The 18776-nt window shown below is 69.6% G+C and carries 19 protein-coding genes; 13 read left to right on the plus strand and 6 right to left on the minus strand.

From position 1 onward, the window contains the following. The first annotated feature begins 46 nt into the window (after window positions 1-46). Both AB0J95_RS29680 and AB0J95_RS29685 read left to right on the plus strand, forming a co-directional pair. A complete protein-coding gene (locus AB0J95_RS29680; protein WP_364764852.1) occupies window positions 47-1234 on the plus strand; it encodes a cytochrome P450 in 1188 nt (395 codons plus the stop codon). Between the two features lie 51 nt (window positions 1235-1285). Next, the gene (locus AB0J95_RS29685; protein WP_364764855.1) at window positions 1286-2566 is read left to right on the plus strand and encodes an adenosylmethionine--8-amino-7-oxononanoate transaminase; all 1281 of its coding nucleotides are present in this window, start codon (window positions 1286-1288) and stop codon (window positions 2564-2566) included. Between the two features lie 146 nt (window positions 2567-2712). Here the strand turns inward: AB0J95_RS29685 and AB0J95_RS29690 are convergent, their stop codons facing one another. From AB0J95_RS29690 to AB0J95_RS29700, 3 genes are read right to left on the minus strand one after another with little or no spacing between them, the layout of a single operon-like run. Beyond that, window positions 2713-3513, minus strand: a complete 801-nt coding sequence (locus AB0J95_RS29690; protein WP_364764858.1) for a sugar phosphate isomerase/epimerase family protein — start codon at window positions 3511-3513, stop codon at window positions 2713-2715. Then, complete coding sequence (locus AB0J95_RS29695) at window positions 3510-4631, minus strand: dihydrodipicolinate synthase family protein (protein WP_364764861.1); 1122 nt, start codon at window positions 4629-4631, stop codon at window positions 3510-3512. Before AB0J95_RS29695 ends, AB0J95_RS29690 begins: the two co-directional genes overlap by 4 nt. Beyond that, the gene (locus tag AB0J95_RS29700) at window positions 4628-5782 is read right to left on the minus strand and encodes a Gfo/Idh/MocA family oxidoreductase (protein WP_364764864.1); all 1155 of its coding nucleotides are present in this window, start codon (window positions 5780-5782) and stop codon (window positions 4628-4630) included. The genes AB0J95_RS29695 and AB0J95_RS29700 overlap by 4 nt, the downstream gene beginning before the upstream one ends. Window positions 5783-5885: 103 nt before the next feature. On the opposite strand from AB0J95_RS29700, the gene AB0J95_RS29705 reads away from it, so the two are divergent. The 5 genes from AB0J95_RS29705 to AB0J95_RS29725 all read left to right on the plus strand — a co-directional run bounded on the left by AB0J95_RS29705 (window position 5886) and on the right by AB0J95_RS29725 (window position 9709). Then, window positions 5886-6905 carry a LacI family DNA-binding transcriptional regulator gene (locus tag AB0J95_RS29705; RefSeq protein ID WP_364764867.1) on the plus strand — a complete coding sequence of 340 codons (1020 nt, stop codon included), beginning with the start codon at window positions 5886-5888 and terminating at the stop codon, window positions 6903-6905. Between the two features lie 56 nt (window positions 6906-6961). Then, the gene (gene bioD, locus AB0J95_RS29710; protein WP_364764870.1) at window positions 6962-7705 is read left to right on the plus strand and encodes a dethiobiotin synthase; all 744 of its coding nucleotides are present in this window, start codon (window positions 6962-6964) and stop codon (window positions 7703-7705) included. Between the two features lie 152 nt (window positions 7706-7857). Continuing rightward, window positions 7858-8877 carry a biotin synthase BioB gene (gene bioB / locus AB0J95_RS29715; RefSeq protein ID WP_364765485.1) on the plus strand — a complete coding sequence of 340 codons (1020 nt, stop codon included), beginning with the start codon at window positions 7858-7860 and terminating at the stop codon, window positions 8875-8877. Next, window positions 8874-9071: a hypothetical protein gene (locus tag AB0J95_RS29720; RefSeq protein WP_364764872.1), complete on the plus strand. Its 198-nt coding sequence runs from the start codon at window positions 8874-8876 to the stop codon at window positions 9069-9071. The genes bioB and AB0J95_RS29720 overlap by 4 nt, the downstream gene beginning before the upstream one ends. A 38-nt stretch (window positions 9072-9109) precedes the next feature. Next, a complete protein-coding gene (locus tag AB0J95_RS29725; RefSeq protein ID WP_364764875.1) occupies window positions 9110-9709 on the plus strand; it encodes a DUF2567 domain-containing protein in 600 nt (199 codons plus the stop codon). Here AB0J95_RS29725 and AB0J95_RS29730 read toward each other — a convergent pair. Together AB0J95_RS29730 and AB0J95_RS29735 are read right to left on the minus strand one after the other, a co-directional pair. Next, the gene (locus tag AB0J95_RS29730) at window positions 9706-10380 is read right to left on the minus strand and encodes an LON peptidase substrate-binding domain-containing protein (protein ID WP_364764878.1); all 675 of its coding nucleotides are present in this window, start codon (window positions 10378-10380) and stop codon (window positions 9706-9708) included. The two genes, AB0J95_RS29725 and AB0J95_RS29730, sit on opposite strands and share 4 nt — an antisense overlap. Window positions 10381-10398: 18 nt before the next feature. Continuing rightward, window positions 10399-11103, minus strand: a complete 705-nt coding sequence (locus AB0J95_RS29735; protein ID WP_364764881.1) for an NUDIX domain-containing protein — start codon at window positions 11101-11103, stop codon at window positions 10399-10401. A gap of 59 nt (window positions 11104-11162) precedes the next feature. Here AB0J95_RS29735 and nadA point away from each other — a divergent pair, with 59 nt between their 5' ends. Genes nadA through AB0J95_RS29765 form a run of 6 tightly spaced genes read left to right on the plus strand, consistent with a single transcriptional unit; the run spans window position 11163 to window position 18290 of the window. Continuing rightward, window positions 11163-12161 carry a quinolinate synthase NadA gene (gene nadA, locus AB0J95_RS29740; protein ID WP_364764884.1) on the plus strand — a complete coding sequence of 333 codons (999 nt, stop codon included), beginning with the start codon at window positions 11163-11165 and terminating at the stop codon, window positions 12159-12161. Further along, the gene (locus tag AB0J95_RS29745) at window positions 12158-13765 is read left to right on the plus strand and encodes an L-aspartate oxidase (RefSeq protein ID WP_364764887.1); all 1608 of its coding nucleotides are present in this window, start codon (window positions 12158-12160) and stop codon (window positions 13763-13765) included. The genes nadA and AB0J95_RS29745 overlap by 4 nt, the downstream gene beginning before the upstream one ends. Then, a complete protein-coding gene (gene nadC / locus AB0J95_RS29750) occupies window positions 13762-14646 on the plus strand; it encodes a carboxylating nicotinate-nucleotide diphosphorylase (protein WP_364764889.1) in 885 nt (294 codons plus the stop codon). Before AB0J95_RS29745 ends, nadC begins: the two co-directional genes overlap by 4 nt. 10 nt (window positions 14647-14656) lie before the next feature. Then, window positions 14657-16168, plus strand: a complete 1512-nt coding sequence (locus tag AB0J95_RS29755) for an ABC transporter substrate-binding protein (RefSeq protein WP_364764892.1) — start codon at window positions 14657-14659, stop codon at window positions 16166-16168. Window positions 16169-16205: 37 nt separating this feature from the next. Continuing rightward, window positions 16206-17351, plus strand: a complete 1146-nt coding sequence (locus tag AB0J95_RS29760) for an aminotransferase class V-fold PLP-dependent enzyme (protein ID WP_364764894.1) — start codon at window positions 16206-16208, stop codon at window positions 17349-17351. A gap of 27 nt (window positions 17352-17378) precedes the next feature. Beyond that, complete coding sequence (locus AB0J95_RS29765) at window positions 17379-18290, plus strand: hypothetical protein (protein ID WP_364764897.1); 912 nt, start codon at window positions 17379-17381, stop codon at window positions 18288-18290. Between the two features lie 27 nt (window positions 18291-18317). Here the strand turns inward: AB0J95_RS29765 and AB0J95_RS29770 are convergent, their stop codons facing one another. Beyond that, window positions 18318-18767: a helix-turn-helix domain-containing protein gene (locus AB0J95_RS29770; RefSeq protein WP_364764900.1), complete on the minus strand. Its 450-nt coding sequence runs from the start codon at window positions 18765-18767 to the stop codon at window positions 18318-18320. Between the last annotated feature and the right edge of the window lie 9 nt (window positions 18768-18776).

An 18776-nucleotide genomic window follows, 5' to 3' on the forward strand; every position in this document is an offset into this window, starting at 1 on the left:
ACACGATAAGCGGTAGCGTGGTGTGGGCTACCTGGGGAGGTCATCGATGGCGGCGATCGCGGTGCAGGACGACTTCATCCAGCAGCGGTATTCGCGTTATGCGTCGCTGCGGGACGAGGGTCCGGTCACGGAGGCGGTCACTCCGCGTGGCATGAAGTTCTGGCTTGTCACCCGATACGAGGACGCCAAGGTCGTGCTGTCCGATCCGACCGTGTCCAAGGACCGCGACACGATGGACCGGGTCCTCGGCTGGAACCAGGACGGCAAGTACGCGCGGGCGCTCGTCGCGCACATGCTCAACACCGACCCGCCCAAGCACACCCGGCTGCGCAAGCTGGTGTCCAAGGCGTTCACGCCGGGCATGGTGGACCGGCTGCGGCCGCGGATCGAGCAGATCACGTCGGACCTGTTGGACGAGATGGCCACCCACGATCGGGTGGACCTGCTGGACGCGTTCGCGTTCCCGCTGCCCATCACGGTGATCTGCGAGCTGCTCGGCGTGCCCGAGGGTAGGCAGGACGAGTTCCGGCAGTGGTCCAACCTGGTGATGTCGTCGGAGAAGTGGGACAAGATCGCCGGGGCGACCCAGGCGATGTCCGCGTACCTCAAGGACATGATCGCCACGCTGCGTGCCCACCCGGACGATGCCCTGATGTCCGCGCTCATCCAGGCCTCCGAGGACGGTGACCAGCTCAACGAGGAAGACCTGGTGGCCATGGCGTTCCTGCTGATGATCGCCGGGCACGAGACGACCGTGAACCTGATCGGCAACGGCGTGTACGCGCTGTTGCGCAACCCCGACCAGTTGGAGCTGCTGAAGTCCGACCCGTCGCTGCTGCCCGGCGCGGTCGAGGAGTTCCTGCGGTTCGACAGCCCGCTCGACCACTCCACACTGCGCGTGACCACCGAACCGCTCCAGGTGGGTGATGTGCTCGTGCCCGAGCACCAGATCGTGGTGGTGTCGCTGGTGTCGGCCAACCGCGACGGTGACCGGTTCGCCGACCCGGACCGGCTGGACATCACCCGCAAGGCGGGCGGCCATCTGGCGTTCGGCCACGGGATCCACTACTGCCTGGGCGCGCCGCTGGCCCGGCTGGAGGGGAAAGTCGCGATTGGACAGCTTTTCGCCCGGTTCCCGGACCTGGCGCTGGCCGTGGATCCGGCGGATTTGCGCTGGCGGTTCAGCACACTGATCCATGGTCTCCAGTCGTTGCCGGTTCTGGTGAATGGGTAACCGGACGAAACGGCCCCGAAATCCGCCCAATTGGCACTACTGTCATTGTCCGTGGACGTCGCCTCACTCACCGCGTTGGACCGCGCGCACGTCTGGCATCCGTACGGCCCGATGCCGGGCACCAGGGACCCGTTGGTGGTGGAATCCGCCTCGGGCGTGCGGTTGCGCCTCGCCGACGGCCGGGACCTGGTGGACGGCATGTCGTCCTGGTGGGCGGCCATCCACGGGTACCGGCACCCGCGGCTGGACGCGGCCGTGCGCGACCAGTTGGACCGGATGAGCCACGTGATGTTCGGTGGCCTCACCCACGAGCCCGCCGTGCGCCTCGCGACCAAGCTGGTCGAGATCACCCCGTCGCCGCTGCGGCACGTGTTCCTGGCCGACTCCGGGTCGGTGTCCATTGAGGTCGCCATCAAGATGTGCCTGCAGTACTGGCTTTCGGTCGGCCGACCGGAAAAGCGGCGGCTGCTCACCTGGCGCGGCGGGTACCACGGCGACACGTTCCACCCGATGAGCGTGTGTGACCCGGATGGTGGGATGCACTCGCTGTGGCGGGGTGTGCTGCCGGAGCAGGTTTTCGTGCCCACCCCACCGGCCGGGTTCGACGCCGGAGTGGACCACGACTACGTGGCCTTGCTGGCTGCTCTTGTCGAAGAGAACGCCGACTCCCTGGCGGCAGTGATCGTCGAGCCGGTGGTGCAGGGCGCCGGAGGGATGCGGTTCCACGACCCCCGGTACCTGCATGTGTTGCGCGAGTTGACGTTGACCCACGACGTGCTGTTGATCTTCGACGAGATCGCCACCGGCTTCGGCCGCACGGGCACGTTGTTCGCCGCCGACCACGCCGCCGTGAGCCCGGATGTGATGTGCGTCGGCAAGGCGATGACCGGCGGCTACCTGTCGATGGCCGCGGCCCTGTGCACCTCCGAGATCGCCAACGGCATCTCCCAGGGCGACCTCCCCGTCCTCGCCCACGGCCCCACCTACATGGGCAACCCGCTCGCGGCCGCCGTCGCCAACGCCTCCATCGACCTGCTGCTGGACTCCGACTGGGCCGCGGACATCCGAAGAATCGAGGCCGGCCTGATCGCCGGCCTCGAACCCGTCGTCGACCTGCCCGGGGTCGTGGACGTGCGGGTGCTCGGCGGAATCGGCGTCGTCCAGCTCGACCACCCGGTGGACATCGCCCTGGCCACCAAGGCCACCGTGGCCAGCGGCGTCTGGCTGCGCCCGTTCCGCGACCTGATCTACACCATGCCGCCCTACGTCACCCGCGACGAGGACCTGGCGCTGATCACCAAAGCCCTCTGCGCCGCCGTCGCGGCCGGTTAGCAGGCGGGTGAAGACCGCTCTGCTGAGCTGGGGTCGCTGGGACGGGAGCGGGTTGCCGGGCCGGGTTCGCTGTGAGTGGATCGCTCTGCCGGGCTGGGACCGCCGGGCCATCGCGGCTTGACCGATGGTGGGTGCCTCCGGCCCCGTCAGAGGACGTGCGTTTGGTAGGTCTCGACCACGCGGTTGACGACGTCGGTGCCGGGCTGGTCCCAGATCTGCTGGTTGAAGATCTCGACCTCGATCGGGCCGGTGTAGCCGGTGGCGTCGACGGCTTCGCGCAGGCGACGCAGTTCGATGCTGCCGTCGCCCATCATGCCGCGGCCCAGCAGCACCCCCTCGGGCAGCGGGGTGATCCAGTCGCAGACCTGGAAGATGGAGATTCGGTCGCCCGCGCGTTCGATCGCCTTGTACACGTTGGGGTCCCACCAGATGTGGTAGGTGTCCACGCAGACGCCGACCTGCTCGGCCGGGAACTGCAGGGCCATGTCGAGTGCCTGGTCCAACGTGGACACTACGCAGCGGTCGGAGCAGAACATGGGGTGCAGGGGTTCGATGGACAGCTGCACGCCGTGGTCCGCCGCGTAGGGCGCGAGTTCGGCGATGGAGTCGATGACGTTCTGGCGGGCGCCGTCGACATCCCGGCTGCCCTCGGCGAGGCCGCCGGACACCAGGATGAGGATCCCGGTGCCCAGGGCCGCTGCTTCCTCGATCGCCCGGCGGTTGTCCTCGATGGCGTTGGGGGACTGGAAGAACCCGCCCCGGCACAACGAGGTCACCGTGAGACCGGCGTCCCGCACGAGCTTCGCCGTCTCCTCAACGCCATGAGCCGCAACGGGATCACGCCAGAGCCCGATGCCGGAGATCCCGGCCTGAACGCAGCCCGAGACGACCTCGGGGACCGTCCACTGTGTAGTGGTCGCCTGGTTGAGGCTCAGTCGCGCTGTCATGCCGACACCTCAAGGAACGCGCGCATCCTGTGTTCGGCCAGCTCGGGGTCGGGCAACAGGTTCGCCGCGTCGGCCAGCAGGAAAAGCTCGACCAGATGAGGGACCGTGCGGGCGTTCTCCAGGCCGCCGACCATCTTGAAGTGCGACTGGTGGCCCGCCAGCCAGGCCAGGAACACGATCCCCGTCTTGTAGTAGTACGTCGGCGTGCCGAAGATGTGCCGGGACAACGGAACGGTGGGCGCGAAGATCGCGTTGTACGTGTCCAGATCGCCCTTGTCCAACGCGGTCACGGCCGCTGAGGCTGCCGGGGCGATCGCGTCGAAAATCCCCAGCAATGCGTCGCTGTAGCCCTCGGAATCACCCTGAATCAGCTCGGGATAGTGGAAATCGTCGCCCGTGTAACAACGAACGCCCGTAGGCAGTGAACGGCGCAACGCCACTTCACGACCGGCATCCAGCAACGAGATCTTCACCCCGTCGACCTTGCTCGCGTTCGCCTTGATGATCTCCAGGAACACCGCGGTGGCAGCGTCCAAATCGGACGAACCCCAGTAGCCCGCCAGTGCCGGGTCGAACATCGGCCCCAGCCAGTGCAGGATCACCGGTTGAGCGGTCTGGGCCAGCAGCGAGCCGTAGACGCGATGGTAGTCGTCCGGGCCGGCAGCCGAAGCGGCCAAGGCCCGGGAAGCCATCAGGATGACCTGACCACCAGCAGCCTCGACAACGCCGACCTGTTCCTCATACGCGGCAAGGATGTCGGCCACCGAATGGTCCACTCCGGACAACTGGTCCGTGCCCGCCCCGCAGGCGAACGGACCGGCGGCCGCGGCACCGGTCCGCCGGATCAGCTCCTGGGTGGCGGTCCAGTCCAGGCCCATCCCGCGTTGCGCGGTGTCCATCGCCTCGGCGATCCCGAAGCCATAGCTCCACAAGTGGTGCCGGTATGCCATGGTGGCGTCCCAGTCCACCGCCGCCGGTCGCCCAGGGGTGTTGTCGCCCAACGGGTCCGCGACGACGTGCGCGGCCGCGAACAGCTTGCGCGACGCCGGCGCGGAACCCGGGGGATAGCCACCCGCGGACGACACCTGGTAGGTCTGTCCATTGGGGAGGGTGATCACGGCAGCTCCAGCTCCGGGACTTCCAGGCGGCGGCCCTCACGAGAGGACCGCAACCCCAGCTCCGCCAGCTGAACCCCGCGCGCACCGGCCAGCAGGTCCCAGTGCCACGGCGTGTCCAGCACGACGTGCTTGAGGAACAGCTCCCACTGGGTCTTGAAGCCGTTGTCGAACTCGGTGTTGTCCGGGACCTCCTGCCACTGCGAGCGGAAGTCGTGCGCGGCCGGCAGGTCCGGGTTCCACACAGGCATCGGGGTGGCGGACCGATGCTGTGCCCGGCAGCGGCGCAGGCCGGCGACCGCGCTGCCCTCCGTGCCGTCCACTTGGAACTCCACCAGCTCGTCCCGGAACACCCGGGTGGCCCAGGAGGAGTTGATCTGGGCGACGATCCCGCCGTCCAGCTCGAAGATCCCGTACGCGGCGTCGTCGGCGGTGGCGTCGTACCACTCGCCCTGCTCGTCCACCCGGCGCGGGATGTGCGTCGCCGCAAGGGCTTGCACCGACAGGGGCTTGCCGAAGATGTGGTTGAGCACGTACTGCCAGTGGCAGAACATATCCAGCACTATCCCGCCGTCGTCCTCGGCCCGGTAGTTCCACGACGGCCGGTTGATCGGCTGCCAGTCGCCCTCGAACACCCAGTAGCCGAACTCGCCGCGCACCGACAGGATCCGGCCGAAGAAACCGCCGTCCACCAACCGTTTCAGCTTCAGCAGGCCGGGCAGGAAGATCTTGTCCTGCACCACGCCGTTCTTCACGCCCGCCTCGGTCGCCAGGCGCGCCAGCTCCAGCGCGGTCGCCAGGTCCGGTGCGGTCGGCTTCTCGCAGTAGATGTGCTTGCCCGCCGCGATCGCCTGGCGCACGGTCTTCTCACGCTCGCCGGTGACCAGCGAGTCGAAGTAGATGCCGGTGTCCGGGTCGGCCAGGGCCTCGCTCAGGTCCGTGGTCCAGGACAGGCCGTGCTCGTCGGCGATCGCCTTGACCTTGTGCTCGTTGCGGCCGACCAGCACCGGTTCCGGCCAGATCACCCGGCCGTCCCCGATCGGGATGCCGCCCTGCTCGCGGATGGCCAGGATCGACCGCACCAGGTGCTGCCGCAGGCCCATCCGCCCGGTGATGCCGTTCATCACGATGCCGACCGATGTCCGGTCTGCCATTGTCTCCCCTTCCAGACACGGCGGCGAGTTGCCGGATAGAAAGCGCTTACTATCAGCGTAAGCTAGGCATCCTTATGACCGGGTGTCAATAGGAGGTGACCGGATGGCGGCCACGCTGGCTGACGTCGCCGCTCGCGCGGGCGTGTCCACCGCGACCGTGTCGCGCGTGCTCAACGGCAACTACCCGGTCTCCGCGGTGACCAGGGAACGGGTGCACCGCGCGCTCGGCGAGCTCGACTACGTCGTCAACGGCCCCGCGCGGGCGCTGGCGGCGGCGACCTCAGAGGTCATCGGCGTGATCGTGAACGACGTGTCCGACCCGTTCTTCTCCATCCAGGCCAGTGGCACGCAGTGGGAGGCGGCCAGCGCCGACCTGCTCGCGGTCATCTGCAACACGGCCGGGTCGCCGTCGGACGAGCTGAAGTACATCAGCATGCTGCTGCGCCAACGGGTCCGCGGCATGGTGCTGACCGGTGGCAGCCGCGAGGAACCCGAGCACGTCACGGCGATCGCCAAGCTCATCGGCCGGGCCCAGGCCGCGGGCACGCACGTGGTGATGTGCGGGCGCCCGGCCCCGCCCGGGGTCGAGGTGCCGTGCGTGGCGTTCGACAACGAGGGCGGCGCGCGGGCACTGACCAAGCACGTCCTTGCCATGGGGCACACCAGGATCGCGTACATCGCCGGCCCGCCCGGCAACAGCACCACGACCGCCCGGCTGGCCGGTCACCGGCAGGCCCTCAAGACCGCCGGTGTGGCCGAAACCGTTGTGCTGCACGGGGATTTCTCGCGGGCGTCCGGGTTCGACGCGGCTTTGGAGCTGCTGCGGCGGTTCGACGACCTCACCGCGATCGTCGCCGGGAACGACCTGATGGCGCTGGGCGTCATCGCGGCCCTGCGGCAGCGGGGGGTCCGGGTGCCCGAGGACATCTCGGTCGCCGGGTTCGACGACCTGCCCGCGGCCGTCGACGTCGTGCCCGCGCTGACCACCGTGCGGCTGCCGCTGGACCAGGGCGCGCGGCGGGCCGGGCGGATCGCGTCCGGCACCGAGGCGGTGACCTCGCTGAGCAGGCTGTTCATGCCCGCCGAGCTGATGGTCCGGGAGTCCGTCTCCGCACCCGGGTGATCACTGCCGGTAAGCGCTTTCTACCGGCGTGGCGGCCCCGGCGTGTCGTGCCCGGTGTGCCCGCCGTAGTCTGGTTCGACGTGACCGTGATCGTGATCACCGGTACTTCAACCGGGGTGGGCAAGACGATCGTGACCTCGGCGATCGCCGCCGTGGCCATGGCAGAGGGCCGCCGCGTCGCCGTGATCAAGGCGGCCCAGGCCGGCCTCGAGCCCGACGGCACCGGCGACCTCGACGTCGTCAGACGCCTGGCCGCGCCGACCACCACTCGTGAGCTGGCCCGATACCTCGAACCCCTGGCCCCCGCCACGGCCGCGCGCCGCAGCGGCATGCCGACCGTGCGCCCCGCGGACATCGCCGCGGCCGCCGTCGAGCTGGAGGAGAGCCACGAGCTCGTGCTCGTCGAGGGCGCCGGGGGCCTGCTGGTGCGGTTCGACGACGACGGCGCCACCATCGCCGACGCCGCCTGGGCCATGGGCGTCCCGGTCGTGATCGTCGCCCAGGCGGGTCTGGGCACCCTCAACCACACCGCGCTGACCGCCGAGGTCCTGCTCCGCCGCGGGATCAACACCGTCGGCGTCGTCGTCGGCAGCTGGCCGGCCGACCCCGACCTCGCCACCCGCTGCAACGTCGAGGACCTCCCCGTCGCCGCCGGGGCACCGTTGTTGGGCGTGCTGCCTGAGGGCGCGGGTGGCCTCGACGGGCCCGCTTTCCTCGAGGTCGCCCGGCACGGGCTCTCGCCGTGGTTCGGCGGCGAGTTCGACCCGGAACAGTTCGCCAAGACCTACAGCCCCTCCTGAGGCAACCAACAGCCCCGATCATGATTCGGTCATGGCAGGGGCGTGATGTTCGTCCCTCACCAACCGGCCCCGGTTACGGCAGACTGACCGATCGGGAACTGCCAGCGCTTCGAGGAGGACCTTTGACTGCGGCGGCCAAGCGCGCTGAACCGATGCTCGACCCGGCGAGCAGGTCTTCGGACGTACTCAAGATCGCGCGCGACCAGGTGCTCGAGCGAGGCGAGGGCCTGACTCAGGAACAGCTGGTGGCGGTGCTCCAGCTCGGGGACGACCGGCTGGCGGAGCTGCTGGCGCTCGCGCACGAGGTGCGGATGCGCTGGTGCGGGCCGGAGGTCGAGGTCGAGGGCATCGTCAGCCTGAAGACGGGTGGCTGCCCGGAGGACTGCCACTTCTGCTCGCAGTCCGGTCGGTTCCCGACGCCGGTGCGCTCCGCGTGGCTGGACATCCCGGGTCTCGTCCAGGCGGCGCGGCAGACCAAGGCCACTGGGGCCACCGAGTTCTGCGTCGTGGCGGCCGTGCGCGGGCCGGACAAGCGTTTGCTCGACCAGGTCCGCCAGGGCATCAAGGCCATCCGCGACGACGGCAACGACATCCAGATCGCCTGCTCGCTGGGCATGCTCACGCAGGAGCAGGTCGACGAGCTCGTGGCGATGGGTGTGCACCGGTACAACCACAACCTGGAGACCGCCAAGTCGCACTTCCCCAACGTGGTCACCACGCACGAGTGGGAAGAGCGCTGGGACACCCTGCAGATGGTCAAGGCCGCGGGCATGGAGGTCTGCTCCGGCGGGATCATCGGGATGGGCGAGTCGGTCGAGCAGCGTGCCGAGTTCGCGGTCCAGCTGGCCGAGCTGGAGCCCGACGAGGTGCCGATGAACTTCCTGATCCCCAACCCGGGCACGCCGTACGAGAACTACCCGATCGTCGAGGGCAGCGAGGCGCTGCGCACGGTGGCGGCGTTCCGGCTGGCCATGCCCCGGACCATGCTGCGGTTCGCCGGCGGCCGCGAGCTGACCCTCGGTGACCTGGGCGCCGAGCAGGGCATGCTCGGCGGCATCAACGCCATCATCGTCGGCAACTACCTGACCAACCTCGGCCGCCCGGCCAGCCAGGACATCGAGATGCTGGCCGAGCTGAAGATGCCGATCAAGGCGCTGAACGAGACGCTGTGAGCTACTGCGGATGGTGTGGCAAGGACCGGGCCGAGGGCGAGCACGGCCAGTGCGACCGCAGGCTGAACACGATCGACCCGCCCCGGTTCTGCGCCGAGTGCGCCCGCCGGATGGTCGTCCAGGTGACGCCGGCGGGCTGGACCGCGCGCTGTAGTCGGCACGGCGTGTTCGGCTCCGCGGGTGTCACCGGATAGGCTCGTCTGCCTGGAGTCATCCACAGGGAGGTATGGGCGTGGCCGAGCCGCAGCAGCAGGATGCGCCGGTGGACGCCCCGCTGTACGAACCCTTCGGGCACCCGTTCGCGCTGCCACCAGCGCCGAAGCCGAAGGTGCACGTCAAGGCCGACCTGTTGCCGTCGGTCAGCATCGTGTGCACGGTGTCGCTGGTGGGCATCCTGCTGGCCTGGATCTGGGCGCAGCTTGCCCCGCCGCAGCTCAAGGCGATCGCGCAGAACGGCGCGCAGATCCCGCTGACCGCGGAGAGCTACCACCGGTTCGACTCCCTGGCGATCTTCGTCGCCCTCGGGCTGGGCGCGGGCTTTGTCGTCGGCGTGGCCGTCTGGTTCCTGCGGGAACGGCGAGGCCCGGTGGTGATGCTGGCCGCCGTGCTGGGTTCGCTGGCCGCGGCTTTGCTGGCGGCCTTGATGGCGAACTCGTTCGCGGCGGGCATGTACCCGGCGCCGAGTGCCGTGAAGCTCGGTGACGTGGTCACCATCGCCCCGAAGCTGGAGTCCTGGTGGGCCGTGATGGCCCAGCCGCTGGCGACCGCGCTCGTGTACGGCGTGATGGCCGCCTGGAACGGCATGGACGACCTCGGTAGGCGTCTGGGCTAGTTGAGGTTCACCGGGGCGTTGAAGGCCGACGCGGGGGCGGGAACGGCACGCAGCGCGGCGATGATGCCGGCCTCGCGGGTGAGGTACTTGTAGACCATCCGCAGCCGGTGCAGGGGACGGGTCTCGGCCAACAGGTCCTGCCGGTCCTGCATGGGCAGCAGGCAGTCGGCCGCGAGTAAGTGCGCGAGGTTGCCCAGGGGCGTGTCCTCGCCGGGCTCGGTCCAGTCCTCGCGCTCCCACGCGGTCTCGCAGTAGCGCCGGTACGCCGCCCGCGCGGACTCCACCAGGCCGGGGATCCGCTCGGACGGCGGGATGTCGTCGTCGGGCACCCACTCGACCGTGCCGAGCAGGTAGGGCGCGCTGGTGGCGTCCAGATCCAGCAGGCGGAACCGGCGTTCACCGGTGGTGATGATGTCGTAGCGCCCGTCGGGCAGCCGGGTGGCCTGCCGCAGCAGCGCCGAGCAGCCGATCGGGTGCAGCTGCTCGGGTTTGTCCACCTCCTCGGTCACCGGCGTGCGGATGGCGATCACGCCGAACCGCTTCTCCGGCACGGTCCCGGTGACCAGGTCCACGGTCAGCTGGCGGTACCGCGGCTCGAAGATGTGCAGGGGCAGGTTGGCTCCCGGCAGCAACACCGTCTGCAACGGAAACAGCGGCAGCGATTCGGGCACGACACCACGCTACGGCCATCACGAAGGTTTCGCAGCGGGCGGCCGGAGAACCGCGAACGGATCGGTGACCTGCATGCCCCGCGCGGCGAACCGGAACAGCGCCGCGGGCCGCCCGCCGGACCGCCCGGGCTTGGCGGTGTCGCCGGTGGGTTCCAGCAGGCCGCGGCGGGAAAGCACGCGCTGCAGGTTGGTCGCGGAGACCCGGTAGCCCAGCGCGGCCGAGTACAGCTCGCGCAGCGCGGAGACGGTGAACGTGGGCGGCGCCAGGGCGAACCCCATGTTGGTGTACGAGAGTTTCGAGCGCAGCCGGTCGCGGGCGCGGCGGACGATCGCCTCGTGGTCGAAGGCGGTCGGCGGCAGGTCGCCGACCGGGTGCCACTTGGTGTCCCCGGGCAGTTCGGGGTCGTTGTCGGAGGGCACCAGGCCGAGGAACGCCGAGGCGATCGTGCGTGGCCCCGGGACGCGGTCCGGGGCGCTGAAAACCGCCAGCTGCTCGACATGCGCGAGCTGCCGCACGTCGACCTTCTCCTTGAGCTGGCGGCGGATCGAGTGCTCGATGTCCTCGTCGATGCGCAGCGCCCCGCCCGGCAGTGACCAGCGGTGCGCGTGCGGCTCCATCGCGCGTTCCCACAACAGGACCTGAAGTGATCCCCCTCTCACCTGGAGCACTGCGGCGAGAACTTCGTGGCGGATGGGGGGTGCCCCGGTGGTAGTATCAGGCATGTTTTCGATCCTAAGGCGAAAACCTCGGGATGGGAAATCCAGAGCTAGGAGGACTGACGATGACCGCAACGCTGGAGCCCTACTCAGGGGTGACCCCAGACGCGGCATGGCGGGACGAGGTACGGCGCCTGGCAGACCAGCGCGACGCCGTCCTGCTGGCGCACAACTACCAGCTGCCCGAGATCCAGGACATCGCCGACTTCACCGGCGACTCGCTCGCGTTGTCCCGGATCGCGGCGGAGAGCGACAAGTCCACGATCGTGTTCTGCGGCGTGCACTTCATGGCCGAGACGGCCAAGATCCTCTCGCCGGGCAAGACCGTGCTGATCCCGGACGCCCGCGCCGGCTGCTCGCTCGCCGACTCCATCACCGCCGCGGACCTGCGTGCCTGGAAGGCCGAGCACCCCGGTGCGGTCGTTGTGTCCTATGTGAACACCACGGCCGAGGTGAAGGCGGAGACGGACATCTGCTGCACCTCGTCGAACGCGGTCGACGTGGTCGCCTCGATCCCCGAGGACCGGGAAGTGCTGTTCTGCCCCGACCAGTTCCTTGGCGCGCACGTGAAGCGCGTGACCGGCCGGCAGAACATGCACATCTGGGCCGGGGAGTGCCACGTGCACGCCGGGATCAACGGCGCCGAGCTGGCCGAGCGGGCGGCGGCGAACCCGGACGCGGACCTGTTCGTGCACCCCGAATGCGGCTGTGCGACCTCGGCGCTTTACCTGGCGGGTGAGGGAATCGTGCCGCCGGAGAAGGTGAAGATCCTGTCCACCGGGGACATGGTGACCCAGGCTCGGGCCACGAACGCGACCAGCGTGCTGGTGGCCACCGAGGTCGGCATGCTGCATCAGCTGCGCAAGGCCGCCCCGGAGATCGACTTCCGCGCGGTGAACGACCGGGCGTCCTGCAAGTACATGAAGATGATCACCCCGGCCGCGTTGCTCAGGTCGTTGCGGGAGAACAAAGACGAGGTGTTCGTCGACGCGGGTACGGCCGCACGGGCGCGGGCCTCGGTGCAGCGGATGATCGAGATCGGCAAGCCGGGCGGTGGCGAGTGAACTGGGAGGCGAGAGCCGACCTGGTCGTGGTCGGCACCGGCGTCGCCGGGCTCACGGCCGCCTTGCAGGCGCGCCAGCTGGGCCTGCGCGTGCTGGTGATCACCAAGGCCGCGGCCGGGGCCGGGAACACACGGTGGGCGCAGGGCGGGGTCGCTGTCGTTCTGCCCGGCCAGCACGACGAAGGCGACTCGGTGGCCGCGCACGTGCAGGACACTCTGGTGGCGGGAGTGGGCCTGTGCGAGCAGGACGCGGTCGAGGCGATCCTGGCTGACGGGCCCACCGCGGTCACGCAGCTTCGCGCGCTGGGCGCGGTGTTCGACCCGGGTTCGGACGGAAAGCTCGCGCGGACAAGGGAAGGCGGGCACAGCGCGTTCCGGGTCGTGCACGCGGGCGGAGACGCGACCGGGGCCGAGGTCGAGCGGGCGCTGCTCGCGGCGACCCAGGACGGCCGGGTTCCGTTGCTGGACAACCACATCGCGGTCGACACCATCCGCACGCCGGTCGGCGCGGTGGTCGGGCTGCTGGTGCTGGACCCGAACGGCGTGCCCGGGATCGTGAGCGCACCGGCGATTCTGCTGGCCACCGGTGGGATGGGCCAGCTGTACCAAGCGACTTCGAACCCCGAGGTGGCGACTGCCGATGGTGTCGCGCTCGCTCTGCGGGCCGGAGCGACTGTGGCGGACCTGGAGTTCGTGCAGTTCCACCCGACCGTGCTGTACACGGGGCCGGGCGCGCGGGGGCGTTGCCCGCTGGTCACCGAGGCCGTGCGCGGTGAGGGCGCGGTACTCGTCGACGCGACTGGTTCCCGTGTGATGCAAGGGGTTCACCCGCTGGAGGACCTCGCGCCGCGGGATGTCGTCTCGGCCGCGATCACCCGGCGGATGACCGCGCTCGACGACGACCATGTGTTCCTCGATGCCACGCACTTGGAGGCGGAGCTGTTCCGGCGCCGGTTCCCGACCGTGCTCGCGGCCTGCCAGTCGGTGGGTGTGGATCCTTCGGTGGACCCGATCCCGGTGTCCCCGGCGGCCCACTTCGCCTGCGGCGGTGTGGTGTCCACAGTGGATGGCCGGACCAGCGTCACCGGGCTGTACGCGGCCGGTGAGGTGGCGCGGACCGGACTGCACGGCGCGAACCGGTTGGCGTCCAACAGTTTGCTCGAAGGCCTCGTGGTCGGGGCGCGGGCGGCCCACGCGGTCGCCGCGGACCTGGCGGCCGGCCTGCTCGGCGACCCGAAGACGGCAGTGCGTGGGGGATTGCCGTCTGCGCCGGTCGCCGACCGGGACATGCTGCAACGGGTGATGAGCCGGTATGCGGCCATCGGCCGGGACGCCGAAGGACTGGCCGTGGTCGGCTCGGTCCTGGATGTGTCCACTGTGGACACTATGGTGAAGACCAAGCAACGAGTCGAGGACGCGGCGCTGACCCTGGTCGCCCGCGCGCTGATCGCCGCGGCGGCGGCCCGGACCGAGTCGCGCGGCTGCCACGTGCGCACCGACGTCCCGGAGACCAAGGAGTCCTGGCGGCGCAGCCTCGCGGTCCGGCTCAACCCCTCCGGCCAGCCGGTGCTGGCCGCCGACACCCTGCTGAGGAGCGCGGCATGAGCACGCTGGACCTGGCGGACCTGGCCGAGGTCGTCGACCGCGCACTGCGGGAGGACCTTCGCTACGGCCCCGATGTGACCACGGAGTCGACCGTCCCGGCGGACGCGATCGGTATTGCCGAGATCACGCCACGTAAACCGGGCGTGCTGGCCGGTGGACCCGTTGCGCTGGCGGTGTTCGAGCGGGTGCTGGACGACTTCGCGGTCGTCCGCCAGGCGCCCGACGGCAGCCGGCTCGTGCCCGGCGAGCCCGCGCTGATCGTGCGCGGCCCGTTGCGTGGCCTGCTGACCGCCGAACGGACCGCGTTGAACCTGATCGGCCACCTGTCCGGGGTGGCGACCGCGACGGCCCAGTGGGTGGACGCGATCGCCGGGACCGGCTGCGCGGTGCGCGACACCCGCAAGACCATGCCCGGGCTGCGGCTGCTGGAGAAGTACGCGGTGGTGCAGGGCGGTGGCGTGAACCACCGGCTCGGCCTCGGTGACGCCGTTCTGATCAAGGACAACCACGTGCTGGCGGCCGGGTCCATCACGGCGGCGCTGCACGCGGCTCGCGCGCGTGCGCCGCAGTTGCCGTGTGAGGTCGAGGTGGACACCCTGGACCAGTTGGACGAGGCGCTCGGGCTGCGGGCGGAACTGGTCCTGCTGGACAACTTCACGGTCGCCGAGTGCGCGGAGGCCGTGCGGCGCGCACGGGCCGCGGGCGGCATCACCAGGCTCGAAGCGTCCGGCGGGCTGTCGCTCGATGTGGCGAGGGCATACGCCGAAACAGGTGTCGACTACGTCGCTGTCGGTGCGCTGACGCACTCCTCGCCCGCGCTGGACCTCGGCATGGATCTTGTCTCAGCCAATGCCCAGGCAGGCGCCAGCGCGGCCGGATAAGGTCTCGGACGTGTCCCGACGCCGCCTTTCGTTGCGCTGTGCGCTCCTGTTCGCCGCACTGGCGCCTGTTGTCGGGTGCACGGCCTCGCCCACGCCGACCGCCGCGGGCAGCACGGACAGCACCGCCCTGGTGCTGGCCGTGCCGAACGAGCCGGCGGACGTGAACCCGTTGGCCGGGTACGGCACGGACGGCGCGGCGAAGGTGTACGACGGCCTGCTTGAGCACCAGGCGGACCTCAGCGTCCGCCCGGCGCTCGCCACCGACCTGCCGACGTCCTCGCCGGACGGCAAGACCTGGACGATCCCGTTGCGCAGCGGGGTGAAGTTCACCGACGGCACGACGTTCGACGCGCAGGACGTCATCGCGACCTACAGCGCGTTGCTGAACCCGGCCTACAACTCGCCGTTGCGGTCGCGCTACAGCATGATCACCGCGGTCACCGCGCCGGGCACGGGTTTGGTGAAGTTCGAGCTGTCCCAGCCGTATGCGCCGTTCCCGGAGCTGCTCGTGCTCGGGATCCTGCCGAGCGAGGCGCTGACCGGGCCCGGCCAGCCGGTGAAACCGGTCGGCACCGGCCCCTACCAGCTGGAGGAGTGGAAGCACGGCGAGAGCATGACGTTACGGGCCAACACGTCCTACTTCGAGGGCGCGCCCGCGATCGCCCGCGTCACCGTGCAGTTCGTGCCGGACGACGACGCCCGCGCCAAGCTCATCAAGGACAGCAAACTCGACGGCGCCCCGCTCGCGCCCGCGCAGGCCAAGACGTTCGAGAAGGCCGACGCCTTCACGATCCTGCCGCAGCGCAGCGCCGCGATCCGCGCGATCACCATGCCTTCGGACAACCCGGTGACCGCCGACCCGACGATCCGGCTGGCCCTGAACTACGCCGTGAACCGCAAGGGCATGATCGACGGCCCGTTGGCGGGGCGGGGAATTGAGACGTCGACACCGGTGTCGCCGGTGCTGGCCGAGTTCTACGAGCCCACGGCGAAGTTCTCGCACGATGTGCCGACCGCCAAGTCGCTGCTGGACGGCGGCGGCTGGCCCGCGGGGGCGAACGGCGTGCGGATGAAAGCGGGTGTGGCTTCAGCTTTCACCGTGGCGTATCCCATCGGCGACACCGTGGCGCGTGACCTGACGACGGCTTTCGCCGCCGACGCGGACGCCGTGGGGATCCGCGTCCAGACCAAAGCCGGTGCTCCCGGGCCCGGTGAGGCCGCGGTGATCCAGTTCGGCGACCCGTTCGACCCCGACCTGTCGCTGTATCCGCTGCTCCACACCGCTTTCCCGACGGAGTTGGACGCGGGCCGCTCGACCACCGACCCCGCCCAGCGGGCCGTGGCGTACCGCAAGCTCCAGCGCAGCTACATCGAGGGCCCGAACATGGTCGTTCTCGCGGGCGTCGACCACACATACCTGTTGCGCCGCAACTGGACCGGCTACCAGCCCATCGTCGACACCACCAGCGAGGACGCCACCTGGGGCGCCTTCTGGAACCTCGAAACCTGGAAACCCAGGTAGCCCCACTCACGAGGGCTGAGCAGGTACTTTCGGGGACGTGATCGATCTCGGCGCGGTACGCGCGGACACCCCCGGATGCCACGACCTGATCTTCCTCGACAACGCGGGGTCCTCGCTGCCCCCTGCTCCGGTTCTCGCCGCGGTCCAGTCACATCTGGCGCGTGAGGCCGTCGTCGGCGGCTACCGGGCCGCTGCCGAACGCCGTTCCTCGCTGGAGGAGGGCTACTCGGTCCTCGCTTCGTTGCTGGGGTGTTCGCCCACCGAGGTGGCCTTCACCGACAGCGCCTCGCGGTCCTGGCTGCTCGCCGTGGACGCTTTGGGCCTGCAGCCCGGGGATCGGGCCTTGGTGCCGGAGGTGGAGTACCACAGCAACGCGCTGGCGTTGATGAACCTCGGCGTCTCGATCTCGGTCGTGCCTTCGGATGCCTCGGGCGCCATGGATCTGGCCGCGCTGGAGTCGATGCTCGACCCGTCGGTGAAGCTCGTGTCGTTGGTGCATGTGCCCACCAATGGCGGTCTGATCAACCCGGTTTCCTCGGTGGCCGCACTTGCCCACTCTGTGGGCGCCTCGGTGATCTTGGACGCGTGTCAGTCCTTGGGACAGCTGCCGTTGTCCTTTGAGTCCCTTGGTGTTGACGCGATCACCGGCACCGGGCGGAAGTGGATTCGCGGGCCGCGGGGGACCGGGGTGCTGGCGATTCGTTCTTCGTTGCGGCCCAGGCTGGTTGACGGCCGCGGGGCGCTGTGGGACTCGCCTTCGACGTTCACGCTGGAGAAGGACGCCAAGGCTTTCGAGCTGTGGGAGTACAGCGTCGCGGACCGCCTCGGGTTGATCGAGGCCGCCCGGTACGCGCTGAATCTGGGTGTTTCTTCGATCGCTTCGGAGATCTCCTCGCGGGCCTCGCTGACCCGCTCGTTGCTGTCTGCCATTCCTGGGGTGGCTGTCCACGATCTGGGACGTTCGCTGGCGGGGATCGTCAGCTTCTCGGTGGATGGGATGCCCGCCGAGACCGTCCGCGACCGCCTGTGGGACCTCGGCGTCGCCGTCAGCGTGACGTACGACACCTCCACCCAGTTCGACATGACCCGCCGCGGCCTGCACTCACTGGTTCGTGCTTCGCCGCACTACTTCGTGTCGCCGGACCAGATTCACGAGTTCGTGGCCAAAATTCGGGAGATCTGAACCCCGGTTCTGTGCGACGGTCGGGGTGTGACGCTTCTGGACCGGATCGAACGTGCCGCCGGGGTGCCGGGTCTCGCCGAGACACTGGGCTCGATGCCGGCCGCGGACCTGCGGTCGCTGATGCTGGAGGTGAACCGGCGGCAGGCCGCGCGGGTGAAACCGGCGCAGGTGCTGGCCCAGTACCGGCGGGACAAGTTCACCGGCGCCGCGACCCAGGACCCGGCCGCTTTCGCCGCATTCGACCTCCAGGCGTTCTCGGTGTTGCGCGCCAAGGGGTACACGCCCGTCGAGCTGTCGCCGGTGTGTCCACTAGGGACGGTCAGCGCGCTGTCACCGATGGACCAGAACCGGGTGCTGACCACCGAGCGCGGCACCGAGGTCACCGCCGACGCCACCAACGTGCTCGGCCTGGAGTCGGCCGTCCGCCGGTCGGGGCGCTCCTGGGTCAAGCTGTGCGCGTCCCACCGGCTGCTGCGCACCCAGCCGTTCCCCGCCGGGTGGTCCCAGCACTTCCGGCTGCTCGCGTTGACCATCGCCGGCCGCGACGAGGGCTCGTTCCGTTTCGAGACAGCCAGCCTGCGCTCCCACTTCGAAGCCATAGCCACCTTGCTACCCGGCTGCCATATCTACCTCACCGACCTCAACAACCACAAAACCGCCCTCCAAACCCGCGTCATCACCCCCCTCCGCGACATCGTCCCCATCACCTTCGACGACACCCGCACCCGCGGCCGCGGCTACTACACCGACACCTGCTTCGACATCCACCTCAACGGCACCAGCGTCGGCGACGGCGGCTTCGTCCCCTGGACCCGCCACCTCCTGGGCAACAACAAAGAACGCCTGCTCACCGCGGGCCTCGGCGTGGAGATGTTGCTCAACGCGACCGCGACACCGCCGCGGACCGACGCAACCCATTCCGCACCAGCTGATCGATGACATCGTCGGGACAACGAACGCCACTGCTCAGATCAGCCCCGTCTCCTGGTTCAACGCGGAGAGCTCGGCCGCCGCCTGGCGGCGCTTGGCGTCGTCGTCGCGCATGTACTCACGAAGCGACTCCGCCTTCACCCGGCGATGCCTGCCCACGGTCCGGTACTCGATCTCGCCAGCGTTGAGTAGACCGATCAGGAACGGCCGGGAGACGTTGAGCAGGTCGGCGGCCTGCTGGGTGGTCAGTTCCGCGTGCGCGGACACGATGTACACGCCCTGGCCGGTCGCGATGTGGGCCAGGATGCGGGCCAGGAGCTCGACCGCGGTGCGAGGCACCTCAAGCGGCTCGTCGTCGACCAGCAGCCGCAGGGACTCCTGTGTCTCGTGGTTGGCCAGGTACTCCTCGATGTGCGGCAGCGCCCGGTGCGCCTTGCTGACGGCGGCCTGATCAGGCGTGATGGGCTCGAACGCCAGTGCGCTCATCGCTGCTTC

Source organism: Actinocrispum sp. NPDC049592, from assembly GCF_040675465.1.
Classification (GTDB): Bacteria; Actinomycetota; Actinomycetes; order Mycobacteriales; family Pseudonocardiaceae; genus Kibdelosporangium.

Bases quoted from the DNA above. Each gene is read 5' to 3' on its own strand.
- AB0J95_RS29680 (WP_364764852.1), top strand. From the start codon at position 47: ATGGCGGCGATCGCGGTGCAGGACGACTTCATCCAGCAGCGGTATTCG.
- AB0J95_RS29690 (WP_364764858.1), bottom strand. From the start codon at position 3,513: ATGACAGCGCGACTGAGCCTCAACCAGGCGACCACTACACAGTGGACG.
- AB0J95_RS29700 (WP_364764864.1), bottom strand. From the start codon at position 5,782: ATGGCAGACCGGACATCGGTCGGCATCGTGATGAACGGCATCACCGGG.
- AB0J95_RS29705 (WP_364764867.1), top strand. From the start codon at position 5,886: ATGGCGGCCACGCTGGCTGACGTCGCCGCTCGCGCGGGCGTGTCCACC.
- bioB (WP_364765485.1), top strand. From the start codon at position 7,858: ATGCTCGACCCGGCGAGCAGGTCTTCGGACGTACTCAAGATCGCGCGC.
- AB0J95_RS29735 (WP_364764881.1), bottom strand. From the start codon at position 11,103: ATGCCTGATACTACCACCGGGGCACCCCCCATCCGCCACGAAGTTCTC.
- nadA (WP_364764884.1), top strand. From the start codon at position 11,163: ATGACCGCAACGCTGGAGCCCTACTCAGGGGTGACCCCAGACGCGGCA.
- nadC (WP_364764889.1), top strand. From the start codon at position 13,762: ATGAGCACGCTGGACCTGGCGGACCTGGCCGAGGTCGTCGACCGCGCA.
- AB0J95_RS29770 (WP_364764900.1), bottom strand. From the start codon at position 18,767: ATGAGCGCACTGGCGTTCGAGCCCATCACGCCTGATCAGGCCGCCGTC.